This window comes from Saccharothrix espanaensis DSM 44229, assembly GCF_000328705.1.
GTDB lineage: Bacteria > Actinomycetota > Actinomycetes > Mycobacteriales > Pseudonocardiaceae > Actinosynnema > Actinosynnema espanaense.
Genome location: NC_019673.1, coordinates 433,598 through 449,050, shown reverse-complemented (window position 1 = coordinate 449,050; position 15,453 = coordinate 433,598). Strand labels below are relative to the sequence as shown.

At 73.3% G+C, this 15,453-nt stretch carries 13 protein-coding genes; 9 read left to right on the top strand and 4 right to left on the bottom strand.

From position 1 onward, the window contains the following. The first annotated feature begins 17 nt into the window (after positions 1-17). Complete coding sequence (locus tag BN6_RS02155; RefSeq protein ID WP_041311691.1) at positions 18-677, top strand: DUF4386 family protein; 660 nt, start codon at positions 18-20, stop codon at positions 675-677. 67 nt (positions 678-744) lie between these two features. Here BN6_RS02155 and BN6_RS02150 read toward each other — a convergent pair whose 3' ends face one another. Together BN6_RS02150 and BN6_RS02145 are read right to left on the bottom strand one after the other, a co-directional pair. Continuing rightward, positions 745-1,326 (bottom strand): L-2-amino-thiazoline-4-carboxylic acid hydrolase, encoded by a 582-nt coding sequence (locus BN6_RS02150; protein ID WP_158509337.1) that lies wholly within the window; start codon positions 1,324-1,326, stop codon positions 745-747. Positions 1,327-1,531: 205 nt separating this feature from the next. Next, positions 1,532-2,476 carry an aldo/keto reductase gene (locus BN6_RS02145; protein ID WP_015097879.1) on the bottom strand — a complete coding sequence of 315 codons (945 nt, stop codon included), beginning with the start codon at positions 2,474-2,476 and terminating at the stop codon, positions 1,532-1,534. A 406-nt stretch (positions 2,477-2,882) separates the two neighbouring features. On the opposite strand from BN6_RS02145, the gene BN6_RS02140 reads away from it, so the two are divergent. Both BN6_RS02140 and BN6_RS02135 read left to right on the top strand, forming a co-directional pair. After that, positions 2,883-6,170 carry a S8 family peptidase gene (locus BN6_RS02140; protein ID WP_051075417.1) on the top strand — a complete coding sequence of 1,096 codons (3,288 nt, stop codon included), beginning with the start codon at positions 2,883-2,885 and terminating at the stop codon, positions 6,168-6,170. A gap of 72 nt (positions 6,171-6,242) precedes the next feature. After that, complete coding sequence (locus BN6_RS02135; RefSeq protein WP_015097877.1) at positions 6,243-7,172, top strand: N-acetylglucosamine kinase; 930 nt, start codon at positions 6,243-6,245, stop codon at positions 7,170-7,172. A gap of 7 nt (positions 7,173-7,179) precedes the next feature. Here BN6_RS02135 and BN6_RS02130 read toward each other — a convergent pair whose 3' ends face one another. Next, complete coding sequence (locus BN6_RS02130) at positions 7,180-7,962, bottom strand: DUF3159 domain-containing protein (protein ID WP_015097876.1); 783 nt, start codon at positions 7,960-7,962, stop codon at positions 7,180-7,182. 124 nt (positions 7,963-8,086) lie between these two features. On the opposite strand from BN6_RS02130, the gene BN6_RS02125 reads away from it, so the two are divergent. The 6 genes from BN6_RS02125 (at position 8,087) to BN6_RS02100 (ending at position 14,823) form a co-directional block, all read left to right on the top strand. Beyond that, positions 8,087-9,283 (top strand): ROK family transcriptional regulator, encoded by a 1,197-nt coding sequence (locus tag BN6_RS02125; protein WP_015097875.1) that lies wholly within the window; start codon positions 8,087-8,089, stop codon positions 9,281-9,283. Positions 9,284-9,355: 72 nt separating this feature from the next. Continuing rightward, positions 9,356-10,684 (top strand): ABC transporter substrate-binding protein, encoded by a 1,329-nt coding sequence (locus BN6_RS02120; protein WP_015097874.1) that lies wholly within the window; start codon positions 9,356-9,358, stop codon positions 10,682-10,684. 2 nt (positions 10,685-10,686) lie between these two features. After that, positions 10,687-11,679: a carbohydrate ABC transporter permease gene (locus BN6_RS02115; protein WP_015097873.1), complete on the top strand. Its 993-nt coding sequence runs from the start codon at positions 10,687-10,689 to the stop codon at positions 11,677-11,679. Next, positions 11,676-12,557 (top strand): carbohydrate ABC transporter permease, encoded by an 882-nt coding sequence (locus BN6_RS02110; protein WP_015097872.1) that lies wholly within the window; start codon positions 11,676-11,678, stop codon positions 12,555-12,557. The genes BN6_RS02115 and BN6_RS02110 overlap by 4 nt, the downstream gene beginning before the upstream one ends. After that, positions 12,554-13,828 (top strand): 6-phospho-beta-glucosidase, encoded by a 1,275-nt coding sequence (locus BN6_RS02105; protein WP_015097871.1) that lies wholly within the window; start codon positions 12,554-12,556, stop codon positions 13,826-13,828. Before BN6_RS02110 ends, BN6_RS02105 begins: the two co-directional genes overlap by 4 nt. Then, positions 13,828-14,823, top strand: a complete 996-nt coding sequence (locus tag BN6_RS02100) for an N-acetylglucosamine kinase (RefSeq protein WP_015097870.1) — start codon at positions 13,828-13,830, stop codon at positions 14,821-14,823. Before BN6_RS02105 ends, BN6_RS02100 begins: the two co-directional genes overlap by 1 nt. Before the next feature lie 126 nt (positions 14,824-14,949). On the opposite strand, the gene BN6_RS44735 is transcribed toward BN6_RS02100, so the two are convergent. Next, on the bottom strand, positions 14,950-15,363 hold the full coding sequence (locus BN6_RS44735) for a hypothetical protein (protein ID WP_148302709.1): 414 nt from the start codon (positions 15,361-15,363) through the stop codon (positions 14,950-14,952). Positions 15,364-15,453 lie beyond the last annotated feature (90 nt).

The window sequence follows — 15,453 nt, the reverse complement described above, 5'->3', positions numbered from 1 at the left end:
CGGGGCGGGCAGCCGCCGTGTTGTTGCTGGTGGAGGGGCTGCTGATGGTCGTCCCGATCGTGCTGCTCGGGGCCGCCGTGGGCTGGCCCGCCAGCCTGGGCGACCCCGCTGCCGTCGTGCTGCCGCTCGTGGCCGAGAACGAGACGGCGCTGCGGCTCGGGTACATCGCGTACCTCGCCTACTCCGCGTTGTTCCTGCCGGTGGCGCTGTGGGCCACGGCGACCCTCGCGCCCGGCCGGTACGACTCGCGGGTGGCCCGGCTCGGCCTGGCGTTCGCCGCCCTGTCCGCCCTGGCGCGGTGCGTCGGCGTCGTCCGGTGGCTCACCGCCATGCCCGACCTCGCGCACGACTGGCAGGCGGACGTGAACCGGGCGGCGATCGAGGTGCAGTACGACGCGCTGAACTCGTTCGCGGGCGGCGTCGGCGAGCTGCTCGGGGTGTCGCTGTTCGCCGCCGGCTGGCTGCTCTGCCTGGCCAAGGTCGCGGACGTCCCGTCGTGGCTCAGGGTCTTCACCGTCCTCACCGCCGCCGCCCTCGCCCTGCCGATGGTCGAGCTGCTCGGCGTGGACGCGGGCCCGCTGATCAGCGTGGGCAGCGCGACGGTCCAGGTCTGGTTCCTGGTCGCCGCCGGGTACGTCCTGCGCGGCGGCCGGCGGTCACGGCCGGCGGTCGCCTGACCGGCCGCCGGGGTGCGCGGTCCCGCACCGGGACCTCCGGGCCTGGGCCGGCCCGGAGGTCCGCGCCTCAGGCCCGGCGGCGGCCGGTGCGCCGGAAGTGGAACGGGCAGGTGGCGCCGCCCCGCGCGATGGTCGTCGGGCGGGTGAAGTCGACGCCGTGCCGGTCGCGGTCGATCGCGCCGATCCAGGAGGCGTCGAACTCGCAGAACACCGGCCCCAGCTCCGGCACGCCGCACGCCGCCAGCACCTCGACGTAGAAGCACCGGGTGACGTCCACCAGGTAGCTGTCCTCGTCCGACGACCTGGCGAACGCGAAGTCGGCGCCGAAGTAGTTCTCCTCGCGGTCCTTCGACACGTCCGTGATCACCCGGAACGGGTCGTCCGCCGCGTCCAGCGCGGCCTTGGTCGTGTCGTGCACGTACGGCCGCAGCGGCTCGTGGAACGCCTGTGCGACAAGCAGGAGCGCCTGCTCGCGGGGCACCCGGCCGAGCAGCGCCCGGTACCCGGCCACGACGGTCGCGGTGAGCGCCAGGTGCGGGCTGTCGCCGCCGACCAGGGCCACGACGCGCGCGACGCCGTCGTCCAGCTCGGTCGCCGGGACGCGGTCCGCCAAGTGGGCGCGGAAGAGTTCGATGATCTGTTCGTTCACGGTGGTGGTGTCCTTCTCGGTCCGTACCCGCGCACGCGCGGGACGGCCGGCACGCTCCACCACCAACCTGGCGCCGACCAGGGTTTCGCTTACGGCACCAGACCGTACACCTCGACGGCCGGCCCGAACCGGACGTCCGCGCGGCACCACTCCGGGTGGGTGATGGAGCCCCGGTCCCGCACCGACAAGTCCGGCACCGGGTCGATCACAGCAGTCCCTCGGCCCGCAGGTCGTCCCACAACGCCGCCGGGACCGGCTCGGCCAGGTACGCCGCGTCGGCCCGGACCTCGGCCGCCGACCGGGCCCCGACCAGCACCGACACCACCGCCGGGTGCCGGAGCGGGAACTGGATCGCCGCCTGCGGCAGGGTCGTGCCGTGCCGCCCGCACACCTCGGCGATCCGCCGGGCCCGCGCGAGCAGGTCCGGCGGCGCGGCGGCGTAGTCGTAGGTCGCGTCGTCGGGCACCTCGGCGCGGGCGAGCAGCCCGGAGTTGAACACCCCGGCCGCGATCACCGACACGCCGCGCCGGACGCACAGCGGCAGGAACGAGGCCGCCGCCGGCTGCTCCAGCAGCGTGTACCGGCCGGCCAGGACCACCGCGTCCACGTCGGTCTCCCGGACGAACCACTCGGCGGTCTCCCAGGCGTTCAGCCCGACCCCGACCGCCCGCACCACGCCCTGCGCCCGGAGCTCGGCCAGCGCCGGGAAGCCCTCCCGCGCGGCGCGGTCGCGTTCGGCGGGCCGCAGGTCGACGTCGTGCAGCAGCACCAGGTCGACCCGGTCCAGCCCGAGTCTGTCCAAAGAGGACTCCAACGACCGGCGCACGCCGTCCGCGCTGAAGTCCCACACCCGGCGGTGCGTGGTGGGCACGGCGAACCCGTTGGCCAGGTCGTCGCCGCCCGGTGCGACCGGTTCCAGCAGGCGGCCGACCTTGGTGGACACCGCGAACGCGTCGCGCGGCCGACCGGCCAGGGCCGCGCCCAGCCGCCGTTCGGACAGGCCGAGCCCGTAGTGCGGGGCGGTGTCGAAGTACCGGACCCCGGCCTCCCAGGCGGCGTCCACGGCGGCCGACGCCGCGCCGTCGTCCACCGCCGAGTACAGGTTGCCGATCGGGGCGGCCCCGAAACCGAGGCGCGACAACGTGATCACGGCGGCTCCCAGCCAGGTGGAGGCGATGCGGCCGCGCTCACCCCCGGTGCCCGGCCGCCCGGCCACCAGGATGCCGGCGACCGCCGCCGGCCCGCCAGGTACGGCTCGCGGTCGGCGTGGCCGAACTCGACGCCGGCTGGCACCGGGAAGGGGCCGAGCAGGATGGACGTCTTCCGATCAGCAGGGCATACATCGGGCGTATGACCGGCGTCGACCCCTTCGCCACCCGGTTTCGCCGTCAAGTGGTCCGATGACTTGCCCTTGTGTCACGGTCCGGAACCATTCTCTTGCACACCGTCGCCACCGCGACCACCCGCCGACCGGGTGCCCGCCACGACCGAAGGACGATCCGACCGGGCTCGACGCGCTCCGCCGTCCACCCGCAGCACGACGACGAAAGGCTCCGATGAGACACCCCCGTGCGGTGTGGGCGTCCGCCGCCACCACCGCCGCACTGTTCGCCTCGCTGGTCACCTCGGGCGTCGCCGACGCCGACGGCCGGCCCGCCGACCCGGTCGCGCCCACCCGGGCCGAGCACGTCGAGGCCGGGTCCGCCGAGCGGGTCGGGTCGACGCTGGCCGCCGCGACGGGCGCGGTCACCGCGTTCGTCGAGCTGACCGAGACCCCGGCCGCCGAGGCGTTCGACACCGAGAAGGCCCGCGGCGCGGGCGACCAGCAGGCCGCCGCCGCGGCCGTGGCGACCCGGCAGCGCACCGACGACACCGCGAACCGCGTGCTCGACGTGCTGCGCGGCAAGGACTCCGCCACCCGAGAGGTCGCCAAGACCGCGAACGCCGTGCCCGGCATCGTGGTCAACGCCGACGCCGCGAAGGTCCGCGAACTGGCCGCGCTGCCCGAGGTCAAGGCCGTCCGGCTGGCCGTGCCCAAGGTCGTGCAGAACGCCAGTTCGGTGCAGCTGACCAAGGCCGCCCGGGTCTGGGCGCAGACCGGCCGCTACGGCGACGGCATCCGGATCGGCATCATCGACACCGGCGTCGACTACACCCACGCCGACTTCGGTGGCCCCGGCACCCGCGAGGCCTACCAGGCGGTCGACCGCACCCAGCCGTGGACGCCGACCGCGAAGGTCGTCGGCGGCTACGACTTCGCGGGTGACGACTACGACGCCAACGTCCCCGCGAAGGCCACGCCCAAGCCCGACCCGAACCCGATGGACTGCCAGAGCCACGGCACGCACGTCGCGGGCTCCGCCGCCGGCTACGGCGAGAACGCCGACGGCACCCCGTTCACCGGCGACTACCGGTCGCTCACCGCCGACGCCCTGGCCGCCATGGAGATCGGCCCCGGCAGCGCGCCCCGCGCGTCGCTCTACGCGCTGAAGGTGTTCGGCTGCGGCGGTTCCACCAACCTCGCCGCGCAGGCCATGGACTGGGCGCTGGACCCGAACGGCGACGGCGACTTCTCCGACCACCTCGACGTGGTCAACATGTCGCTGGGCTCGGACTTCGGCGGCCAGGACGACCCGGACGGCCAGTTCGTGCGCAAGCTCGTCGAGCACGGCGTGCTGGTCGTGGCGTCGGCCGGCAACGGCGGCGACTTCTACGACGTCGGCGGCTCGCCCGCCAACGTCCCCGAGGCCCTCGCGGTGGCCAACACCCGCGACGCGTTCGCGATCCAGGACGGCGTCACCGTGCCCGGCCAGGGCGACCAGCCCGGCCAGTACAGCCAGAACTACGCCGGCTACGACACCCTCGACCTGACCAGGCCGGTCGTGCCGGTCACCGACCCGGCCAACGCCGACGGCTGCGCGCCGATCGGCGAGGACCTGGGCGGCAAGTTCGTCTGGCTGGAGTGGGACGACTCCGACGCCACTCGCAAGTGCGGTTCCGGCGGGCGCACCGACAACGCCACGGCGGCGGGCGCGGCGGGCGTGCTGCTCTCGTCCACCCGGGACAACTTCCTCGCCGGCATCGCGGGCAACGCGGCCATCCCGGTCTTCCAGTTCACCGGAACCGCCACCGAGGAGGTCCGCCCGGCGCTCACCGCCGGCACCCTCCAGGTCACGATGACCGGCAAGCTGCGCAACTCGGTGCCCACCACGACACCGACCCTCGCCGACACCATCACCCCCTCGTCGGCGCGCGGCGCGCGCGGCCCGATCGCGGCCAAGCCCGACGTGGCCGCGCCCGGCGACACGATCCTGTCCGCCGACGTCGGCACCGGGGACGGGGGCGCGAGCAAGGGCGGCACGTCCATGTCGTCGCCGCACGTCGCGGGCATCGGCGCGCTGGTCCGCCAGGCCCACCCGGACTGGACCGTCGAAGAGGTCAAGGCGGCCGTGATGACCACCGCCGGCACCGACGTGAAGTCCGGCGACGACACCACCACCGGCCTCACCGAGGCCCCGATGCGGGTCGGCGCGGGCCGGGTGGACGCCCTGGCCGCCGTCGGCACCGACCTGCTGGCCATGGTCGACGACGAGCGCGGCGCGGTCGGCGTGTCGTTCGGCCCGGTCGAGGCGGCGCGGCTGCCGGTGACGCTGCGCAAGAACATCCGGGTGGTCAACAAGGGGCGGAAGTCGCAGCTGGTCAACGTGTCCTACCAGGCCGCGACGACGGTGCCGGGCGTCCGGTTCGACGTGTGGCCGCCGGTGGTGAACGTCCACCCGAACCGCGCCGAGGAGGTCAAGGTCACCCTCCGCGTGACCCCGGACGACCTGCGCAAGGTCGCCGACCCGACGCTGGTCAAGCAGCAGGTGGACGTGGCCCGGCAGTTCCTCGCCGAGGCGTCCGGCCGGGTCGTGCTCAAGTCCGGGCGCACCCTGCTCCGGGTGCCGGTGTACGCCGCGCCCAAGCCGGTCGCCGAGATCGGGGCGGACGCCGTCACCTTCGGCGGCGACCAGGCCGCGCTGCGGCTGCGCGGCCGGGGCCTCGCCCAGGGCGAGGGCGACCAGGCGTACCGGTCGCTGGTCAGCGCGTTCGAGCTGCAGGGCACGTCGGACCGGCTGCCCGACTGCACCGACGAGGTGAAGACCGACTGCGCGGTCAACGGCAGCGCCAAGGGCGGCGACCTGCGCTACGTCGGCGCGGCCTCCACCGCACCGAGCGACAAGTCGCCCGACGCGCTGCTCGCGTTCGGCGTGGTGACGTGGGAGAACTGGGTGACCCTGGGCGCGGGCAACACCCCGGAGATCCGGGTCGACACCTCCGGCGACGGCGAGCACGACTACCTGGTGAAGGTCGTCAAACCGGTGGACGGCAACGGCAACGTGGTGGCCGACGTGTGGCTGGCGCGGACCACCCGGGTGGCCGACGACGAGGTGGTGGACGAGCAGCCGGTCAACACCCAGCACGGCGACGTCGACACGAACGTGATGGACAGCAACGTGGTCGTGCTGCCGGTGACGCTCGCGGCGCTGGGCATCGACCCGACCGCGGCGTCCGCCCGGCTCACCTACACCGCGGGCACGACCGGGCAGTACCCCGCGCCGGGCAACGAGGGCGGGTTCGTCGACAAGATCGGCGCGACCATGTCGTTCGACCCGCTCGCGCCCGGCTACTCGGTGCGCACCGGCGAGGTGTCGGCGGTGCTGTTCCTGGCCAAGCCGGGGCGCGTGCTGGAGGTCCACCGCGACCCGGCCGCGCTGGCCGCCGACCAGGCCGAGGGGCTTCTCCTGCTGCACCACCACAACGCGACCGCCCAGCGGGCCGAGGTGCTGGTGCCGCGCGGCTGACCGCCGTCCGGGGGCCCGGCACAACCCTTCCGGGTGTGCCGGGCCCCCGGCTTTTCGCCCATACTCGGTCGAATGGGCTTCGTGGTGGGACTGGACGCCGGCGGCACGTCGACCAGGGCACTCGTGCTCGACCTCGACGGCACCCGGCTGGGCGCGGGCGTGGCGGGCGGCGCGAACCCCAACTCCCACCCGCCCGAGCAGGCCGCGGCGCACGTCAACCAGGCCCTGGCCGCGGCGCTGGACGGGCTGGACGCCACCAAGGTCGAGTCCGGTGTGCTGGGCATGGCCGGGTCGAGCAAGCTCACCGACCCGGCGGTGGCCGCCCTGTTCGAGCGGGCCTGGACCGGCGCGGGCCTGCGCTGCCCGATGCGGGTGATCACCGACTGCGAGGCCGCGTTCGCGACCGGGTCGGCGTCCCCGGACGGCACCGTGCTGGTGGCCGGCACCGGCTCGATCGCGGCCACGATCACCGCGCACCGGCTGACCGCGACCGTCGGCGGCCACGGCTGGCTGCTGGGCGACGAGGGGTCGGCGTACTGGCTCGGCCGCGAGGCCGTCCGGGCGACCCTGCGGGCGCTGGAGGGCGATGAGCAGGACGAGCTGACCCGGGCGGTGCTGACCCTGTCCGACGTCGCACCGCACCCGGCGGCGCAGGCGCGGCGGGCGTTGCTCACCCGGGTCAACCAGGCCGCCCCGATCGCCCTGGCCCGCTACGCGCCGCTGGTGACGGCGCACTCGGCCGCCCGGTCCGCCGAGGCGATCATCGCCGAGGCGGTGGCGGTGCTGGCCGACCTGGCGCTGGCCGCCCGCCCGGCCGCGGCGGACACCCCGATCGTGCTGGTGGGCAGCCTGGTCCACGCCCACCCGCTGGGTGCGCTGCTGCGCGCCGAGCTGACCGCCCGCACCCGTGCGCCGGTCCGGGTCGCGACGGAGAGCTCGGCCGGCGCGGCCTGGCTGGCCGCCGTGGAGGTGCTGGGCGACACCGCCCCGCGCCCGAACTGACCCGTCGCTACGCCTGCTGCGAGCTGTCCCGCCCGACCGCGTCCGAACCCACCGCGTCCGAACCCACCGCGTCCGAACCGACCGCGCCGGGCGGCACGTCGTCACCCGGCTCGCCGTCGAGGTCGTCCGCACCGGACCTGGCCGAGCCCGACCGGCCGGGCACGCGCGGGTGGCGCAGGCCGGGGTGGTCGGCGGGCAGCGACCGGCGGATCAGCCACCAGCTGACCGCGATGCACACCGCCTGCAACGGCCAGGTCAGGATCGCCCGCATCACGCCGAGCACGACGACCTGCCCGGCCAGCCACAGCGCGCCGAACACGACCACCCGCAGCACGTACTGCCCGACCCACGCCCAGCTCGCCACCCGGTAGGCCCGCATCAGGTCGGGGTCGGCCCGCCAGCGGAACCTCTGCCCGGTGACCAGCCCCACCACCACGCCCAGGAACGGCCAGCGCACGACGATGCTCGCCGCCCAGGCCAGTGCCGAGGCGGCGTTGACGAAGATCTGCAACAGGAAGAAGTCCTCGGCCCGCCCGGTCTGCAACGCGATGTAGGCCGCGACCACGACCAGCGCGACCGAGACCACGACGGCGCGCGGCCGTTCGCCCCGCGCCAGCCGCACGACGCCGATCACCACGCCGCAGCCGACGGCCACCGCCGCGCCCGCCGCGATCGACTGGCCGCCGAGCACCCAGCCCAGGGCGAACGCCAGCGGCGGCAGGGACGCGTCCAGCGCACCCCCACGCCCGCCCAGCAGCCGGGCCAGCGAGTCAGGACGAGTGTCGGTCATGCGTTCAGGGTGCCTTAGGCGAGCCTAACCCAGGTAACGGACCCGTCTCGGAGCATTGACCTCCGGTGAGCCCCGTCACTACGGTGGCCGAAATCGTCTGGAAAGTTAACAGACAGGAGGACCGATGCGAGCCGGTAGCCCACGACTGCTGCGCGAGATCAACGACCGCGCGGCGATCGAGGCCCTGCTGCGCAACGGCCCGCTCACCCGCTCGGAACTGGAAGGCATCATCGGGCTGTCCAAGCCCGCGACGGCCCAGCTGCTGACCCGCCTGGAAACCGAGGGCACGGTCCTGCGCAACGGCCTGCGCGGTGGCGGGCGCGGACCCCGCGCCCAGCTCTGGACGGTCAACGGCGCCCTCGCCCACGTGGCCGCCATCGACCTCACCCCGAGCACCGTCGACGTCGCGATCGCCGACATCTCCGGCACCCTGCTCACCGAGCACAGCGCCCCCCTGCCGCGCACCGACGTGCTGGAGGCGTTCCACGGCGCGGTCACCAAGGCCGCCAACCAGGCCGGGCTCTCGCCGGAGGCGCTCAACCACGTGGTGGTGGGCTCGCCCGGCGCGGTCGACCCGGCCACCGGGCGGCTGAACTACGCGCCGCACATGCCCGGCTGGGAGGGCTTCGACATCCCCGGCACGCTCGCCGACCTGCTCGACACCGCGGTCACCGTCGAGAACGACGTGAACCTGGTCGCGCTGGAGGAGATGGTCGCCGGGCGGGCCACCGGGGTGCGGGACTTCGTCCTGCTCTGGCCCGCCGACGCGGTCGGCGCGGCCGTCGTGGTCAACGGGTCGCTGCTGCGCGGCGCGACCGGCGGCGCGGGCGAGATCGACGCCATGCAGATCCCCGACCACGCCACCGCCGACACCGGCACCGACCGGACCGGCGGGCGCTACGGCGACCTGCTCGACAGCCCCGCCATCGTCCGACTCGCCCGCGCGCACGGGGTCTCCGCGCGCACGGGCCAGGCCGCCGTGCGCAAGGCCCTCGCCGAGGGCACGGCCGGCCGCGAGTTCCTGGTCGACCTGGCCCGCCGGATCGCGACCGGCGCGGCCAACGTGGTCTCGGTGCTCGACCCGGAACTCGTCCTGCTCTCCGGTGACATCGCCCAGGCCGGCGGCACCACGCTGGTCGACCTGGTCGCCGCGGAGCTCCGCCGGCTGGTGGTGCCCCGCACCCCCGTCCAACTCGCCCTGGTGACCGGGAAACCGGTGCGCTCCGGCGCACTGCACTCCGCGCTGTCGGTCGTCAGGGAACAGGTGTTCGGCCTACCCGCCGCCACGACCGAACCCTTCCGGGGCCCGAAGCACGCCTGAGACGTCACTCCACGTCGAAGGTGTCCCGCGGGCCGCAACGTTCCCGTCCGCACGTTGAGAGAAGGAGAGCACATGCGCAAGGTCTCGCGCGCAGCGTTGCTATGCGTGGCCGCCGCGGTGTCCCTGACCGCCTGCGCGGCAGGCGCGGGCAAGTCCGACCAGGCCGGCGGCCTGGCCGCCGCACCCGGCAAGGACGACAAGTTCACGCTCACCGTGTGGAGCAACTACTCCGGCCGTGAGCAGGACGAGGTCACCAAGGCGTTGGAGAGCTTCAAGAAGAAGTACCCCAACGCCGAGATCAAGCACGAGGGCAGCCAGGACGACGACAAGATCACCGCGGGCATCCGCAGCGGCAACCCGCCGGACGTCGCGCTGTCGTTCACCACCGACAACATCGGCCAGTTCTGCTCGTCGGGCTCGTTCCAGGACCTCAAGCCCTACATCGACCGGGACAAGGTCGACCTGAACCAGATCCCGGACGCGGTGCGCTCCTACACCGAGTACAAGGGCAACCGGTGCGCGATGCCGATGCTCAACGACGTGTACGGCCTGTACTTCAACAAGGAGCTGCTCGCCGCGGCCGGCATCACCACCGCGCCGAAGACCACCGCCGAGCTGCTGGACTTCGCCAAGCGCACCACCAAGAAGGCGCCGGACGGCTCGATCGAGGTCGCCGGCTTCCTGCCCACCATGCTGTTCTACGCCAACCGCCCGCCGATCTGGGCGCCGAACTTCGGCGCGAAGTGGGCCGGGCCGGACGGCAAGTCGTCACTGGCCACGCCCGAGTGGGCGGAGATGCTGAAGTTCCAGAAGGAACTGGTCGACTTCTACGGCTTCGACAACCTGGAGCGGTTCCGCGCGGGGCTGGGCCAGGAGTACTCCACCGACCACGCGTTCCACCAGCAGAAGATCGCCATGATGATCGACGGCGAGTACCGGACCGCGTTCCTCAAGGACCAGGCCCCCAACGTCAAGTTCGGCACCGCGCCGTTCCCGACGATCAAGCCCGAGCTCTACGGCACCGGCTTCACCACCGGCACGATCATGGGCGTGCCGAAGGGCGCGAAGAACGCCGGCGCGGCGTGGGAGCTGATCAAGCACCTGTCGTTCGACACCGACACGATCGTCACGCTGTCCAACGGGATCAAGAACATCCCGAGCACCAAGGCGGCGCTGGCCGACCCGCGGCTGGAGGTCGACGAGAACTTCAAGACCTTCATCGACCTGGCCAAGAGCGACAAGCTCCAGGGCAACCCGGTGACCCCGATCGGTGACGCGCACATCAAGGCGATCGGCGACTTCGCCACCTCGTGGCAGTCGGGCAAGGTCACCGACCTGATGGCCGGCCTGAAGGACGTCGACAAGCAGATCGACGACGAGATCGCGAAGAGCGGCAAGTAACCATGACAGCCACGCTCGAACGCGTGGACGCGGCGCGGCCCGCCCCTGCCAAGGGGCGGTCCCGCTCCCGCGCCCGCCACCGGCTGACCGTGCTGGCCTTCCTGTCGCCGGCGATCATCGGGTTCGTCCTGTTCTTCGGCTACCCGCTGGTCGCCACGGTCGGGTTCTCGTTCACCAAGTACGACCTGATCAACCCGCCCGAGTGGATCGGGTTCGACAACTACGCGTTCATGTTCAAGGACAAGCTGTTCCTCACGTCCGCGTACAACACGCTGTGGTTCGTGGTCGTGCTGACCTTCGCCCGCGTGCTGTTCGCGCTGGGCGTGGCGTCGGTGGTGGCCCGGCTGAAGTCGGGCGTCGGCCTGGTGCGCACCCTGTGCTACCTGCCCTCGCTCGCCCCGCCGGTCGCCGCGACCCTGGTGTTCTTCCTGGTCATGCGGCCGAACGAGGGCCCGCTGGACACGTTCCTGGACTGGTTCGGGGTGCAGAGCCCGCTGTGGTTCGCCGACCCGGCGTGGTCCAAGGTCGGCATCACCGCGGTGATGCTGTGGGTGTCCGGCGACCTGATGATCATCATCCTGGCCGCGGTCCTGGACGTGCCGCAGGAGCAGTACGAGGCAGCCGAGCTGGACGGCGCGGGCGCGCTGCGCCGGTGGTGGCACATCACGCTGCCCACCATCTCACCGGTGCTGATGTTCGGCGTGGTGAACTCGATCATCCTGGCGCTCCAGCTGTTCACCCAGGCGGTGGTCGCGGGCTCGGCGGCCAGCGGCGCGGCGGACATCACCGGCGCGACGAAGAACCTCGGCTTCCCGGAGAACTCGACGCTGACGTTCCCGGTGTGGCTCTACGCCAAGGGCTTCCGGTTCTTCGACATGGGGTACGCGGCGGCGATGGCGACCGTGCTGTTCGTCGTCTCGTTCGCCGCCACGGCGCTGCTCGTGCAGCGCATGCGCAAGGCCAGCCACCAGGAGGAAGGGGGCGGGGGCGGATGACCGCCGTGCTCGACCGCGACGCCGGGGTGCGCGAGGCGCCCCCGAGGCCCCGCGACTGGCGGGGGATGCTGGACTGGGTGGCGGTGCACAGCATCGGCATCGCGATGGCGCTGATGTTCGCGCTGCCCATCCTGTTCGTGTTCCTCACCGCCGTGATGTCGGACAACCAGGCGTTCACCAAGGACCTGTGGCCGCGCGAGTGGCACTGGGGCAACTTCCTGGAGGTCTTCGACAAGGCCCCGCTGCTCAAGTACCTGGGCAACAGCCTGCTGTACTCGCTGCTGGCCACCGCCGGGATGCTGCTGTCGTCCATCCCGGCCGCGTACGCGCTGGCCAAGCTGCGGTGGCGCGGGCGCAACGTGGTGTTCCTGCTCGTGGTCGGCGCGATGATGCTGCCGCCGCAGGTGGTCGCCGTGCCGCTGTACGACACCTGGTCCAGCCTGGGCCTGACCGGCACGCTGTGGCCGCTGATCGCGCCGTACTTCCTGTTCGACGCGTTCAGCATCTTCCTGCTGCGCCAGTTCATCCTCACCATCCCGCAGTCCTACGTGGACGCCGCGCGGGTGGACGGCTGCACCGAGTTCCAGGCCCTGGTGCGGATCATCGTGCCGATGGCCCGGCCCGGCATCGCCGCGACCGCCCTGTTCTGCTTCCTCTACACCTGGAACGACTACTTCGGCCCGCTGCTCTACACCGGCGAGCGGCCCGACGAGTGGACGCTGTCGCTCGCGCTGTCGTCGTTCAAGGGGATGCACCACGTGCAGTGGAACCTGGCGATGGCCGCGACGCTGCTGATCATGATCCCGGCCGTGGTGCTGTTCGCCTTCGCCCAGCGCTCGTTCGTCAAGGGCATCACCTTCACTGGAGTCAAAGGATGAAGCTCACCGTTGTCGGTGGCGGATCGACCTACACCCCGGAGCTGGTCGACGGCATCGCCGGACGCCGGACCAGCCTCGCGGTGGACGAGATCGTCCTGGTCGACCCGGACGCCGAGCGCCTGGCCGTGGTCGGCGCGTTCTCGCAGCGGCTGCTGGAGCACGCCGGCCACCCGGCGCGGATCGTCACCACCTCGAACCTCGACGAGGGCGTGGACGGCGCATCGGCGGTGCTGCTGCAACTGCGCGTCGGCGGCCAGGCGGCGCGGGCCCGGGACGAGACGTTCCCGCTGGTGTGCGACTGCGTCGGGCAGGAGACGACCGGTGCCGGGGGCCTGGCCAAGGCGCTGCGGACCGTGCCGGTGGTGCTGGACATCGCCGACCGGGTGCGCGCGATCGCGGGCGAGGACACGTGGATCGTCAACTTCACCAACCCGGTGGGGATCGTGACCCGCGCGCTGCTGCGGGCCGGGCACCGGGCGGTCGGCCTGTGCAACGTGGCGATCACGTTCCAGCGCTGGACCTCCGCGCTGCTCGGCGTCGAGCCGGAGTCGGTGCGGCTGGAGCACGTCGGGCTCAACCACCTCACGTGGGAGCGCGGGGTGTTCGTCAACGACGTCGACCGGCTGCCCGAACTGCTGGAGCACCACGGCGACGCGCTGGCCGAGCACATCGGCCTGCCCGCGTCGCTGATGCGCCGGCTGGACATGGTGCCGTCGTACTACCTGAAGTACTTCTACGACCACGACGACGTTGTCAGGCAGCAGAAGACCAGTCCTCCGCGCGCCGAAGTCGTGGCAGGGGTGGAGAAGGAACTGCTCGGCCTGTACGGCGATGTCAACGTCGTCACCAAGCCGGAGCAGCTCTCCCAGCGCGGCGGCGCGTACTACTCCGAGGCGGCCGTGCAACTGGTGCACGCGCTGACCGGCGGCACGGGCGCGGAGCAGCACGTGGTCAACGTGCGCAACGGCCGCACCCTGCCGTTCCTGCCCGAGGACGCGGTCATCGAGGTGCCGGCGGCGGTCACCTCGCAGGGCGCGCGGGCACTGCCGGTGGAGCCGCTGGAGCCCGCGATCGCGGGCCTGATCGCGCACGTGACCGCCTACGAGCACCTGGCGCTGGACGCCGCCGTGCACGGCGGGCGCGACCGGGTGGCGAACGCGCTGCTGGCGCACCCGCTGGTCGGGCAGCACGCGATCGCCGACCGGCTGGCCGACGAGCTGGTGTCGCACAACCGCGACTTCCTGCCGTGGGCGAAGGGCCGGGGGGCTTGATGACCGACCGGGTGCTCGCCATCGACGGCGGGAACAGCAAGACCGCGGTGGCGCTGGTGGACCTGGACGGGCGGGTGCTCGCCCAGGTCCGCGGGCCGGGCGCGTCACCGCAGAACGTCGGCCTGCCGCGCAGCCTGGAGGTGTTCGAGGGGCTGGCCCGCTCGGCGGCCCGCCAGGCGGGCCTGGCGCCCGACGAGCCGATCGCCGCGCACACCGCCGCCTACCTCGCCGGGGCCGACCTGCCGCAGGAAGAGGAAGACCTGCGCACGGCGATCGAGCAGCGCGGGTGGTCGGCCACGACCGTCGTCGGCAACGACACGTTCGCGCTGCTGCGCGCCGGCACGTCGAACGGCATCGGCGTGGCCGTGGTGTGCGGGGCGGGGATCAACTGCGTGGCGGTGGCGCCGGACGGCCGGACGCACCGGTTCCCCGCCCTGGGCCCGATCTCCGGCGACTGGGGCGGCGGCGGACACATCGGCGGCAAGGCGCTGTGGCTGGCCGTGCGGGCCGAGGACGGCCGCGGCGCACCGACCGCGCTGCTGCCCGCGCTGATCGCCCACTACGGCGCGGGATCGCTGGCCGAGGTGGTCGAGCGGCTGCACTTCGAGCAGGTCGAGTTCGACCCGCACGCGCTGTGCCGGCTGCTGTTCCAGGTCGCGGCGGGCGGTGACGCGGTGGCGCTCACCGTGGTCGACCGGCTGGTCGAGGAGGTCGTCCTGCTGGCGTCGGTGTCGCTGCGCCGGCTCGCGCTGCTGGACGAGCCGGTGGACGTGGTGCTCGGCGGCGGCGTGCTGACCGGCACCGGCGGCGCCGTCGTGGACCCGGTGCGGGAACGGCTGGGGCAGTTCGCGCCGCGCGCCGAGGTCCGCGTGGTCGACGTGCCGCCGGTGGTCGGCGCGGCCCTGCTCGGGCTGGACGCCCTGGGCGCCGCGCCGGGCGCGGAACTGCGGCTGCGCGCCGCCTACGAGCCCCTGGACCTGGCCGCCGGGGGCTGATGAGACGTCGGTGCGCGGGGAGGTGATCGGCGGCGGCCCTCCCTGCGCACCGGCCCAGACCCCGCTGCCCGGGGGATGTTCGGCGGCGGCTCCGCCGGGCAGCGGGCCCGACCCCCCGCGACGACGTCAAGCGCCCGACGTCGTCGCGGGGGCCTCAGTCGTCGTCGTGGTCGTCGCCGGGGGCGTCCCCGAGGGCGCCGTGGTGGTCGCGGTGGGCGTCGCGGTGGTTGTCGCGGTGCTGACCGACGGCTCCGGCACAGCCGCGGCGGACGGCCCGCCGGCGGTCGTGGGCGGCGTGATCTCCGTTGCATTCGACCGTGTCCCGACGGTAGTCGCCGGCGGGCCCGTCCGGGGGCGCGCGGCGGTCGGGCCGGACCCGTCCCCGCCCCGGTACTCCATCGGCGGGCCGTCGCCGCCGGGCTCCTGGACGACCCCGGGAGTGCCGTCGATCCGCTGTTCGGGCGGCGATTCCGGCTCGCCCCGGACCAGGGCGACCCCGGTGACGAGCCCGGCGACCAGAGCCAGGGAACCGAAGGACAACAGTGGGACGGGCAGACGCGGCACGACCGGAAACCCTAGGCCCGAGCCCGTGACGAATCGCCCAATGCCGACATCCTCCCCACTATCGAG

Coding starts and splice junctions, on each gene's coding strand:
- BN6_RS02100 (WP_015097870.1), top strand. CDS start 13,828: ATGACCGACCGGGTGCTCGCCATCGACGGCGGGAACAGCAAGACCGCG.
- BN6_RS02125 (WP_015097875.1), top strand. CDS start 8,087: ATGCGAGCCGGTAGCCCACGACTGCTGCGCGAGATCAACGACCGCGCG.
- BN6_RS02130 (WP_015097876.1), bottom strand. CDS start 7,962: ATGACCGACACTCGTCCTGACTCGCTGGCCCGGCTGCTGGGCGGGCGT.
- BN6_RS02115 (WP_015097873.1), top strand. CDS start 10,687: ATGACAGCCACGCTCGAACGCGTGGACGCGGCGCGGCCCGCCCCTGCC.
- BN6_RS02110 (WP_015097872.1), top strand. CDS start 11,676: ATGACCGCCGTGCTCGACCGCGACGCCGGGGTGCGCGAGGCGCCCCCG.
- BN6_RS02140 (WP_051075417.1), top strand. CDS start 2,883: ATGAGACACCCCCGTGCGGTGTGGGCGTCCGCCGCCACCACCGCCGCA.
- BN6_RS02120 (WP_015097874.1), top strand. CDS start 9,356: ATGCGCAAGGTCTCGCGCGCAGCGTTGCTATGCGTGGCCGCCGCGGTG.
- BN6_RS02105 (WP_015097871.1), top strand. CDS start 12,554: ATGAAGCTCACCGTTGTCGGTGGCGGATCGACCTACACCCCGGAGCTG.
- BN6_RS02135 (WP_015097877.1), top strand. CDS start 6,243: ATGGGCTTCGTGGTGGGACTGGACGCCGGCGGCACGTCGACCAGGGCA.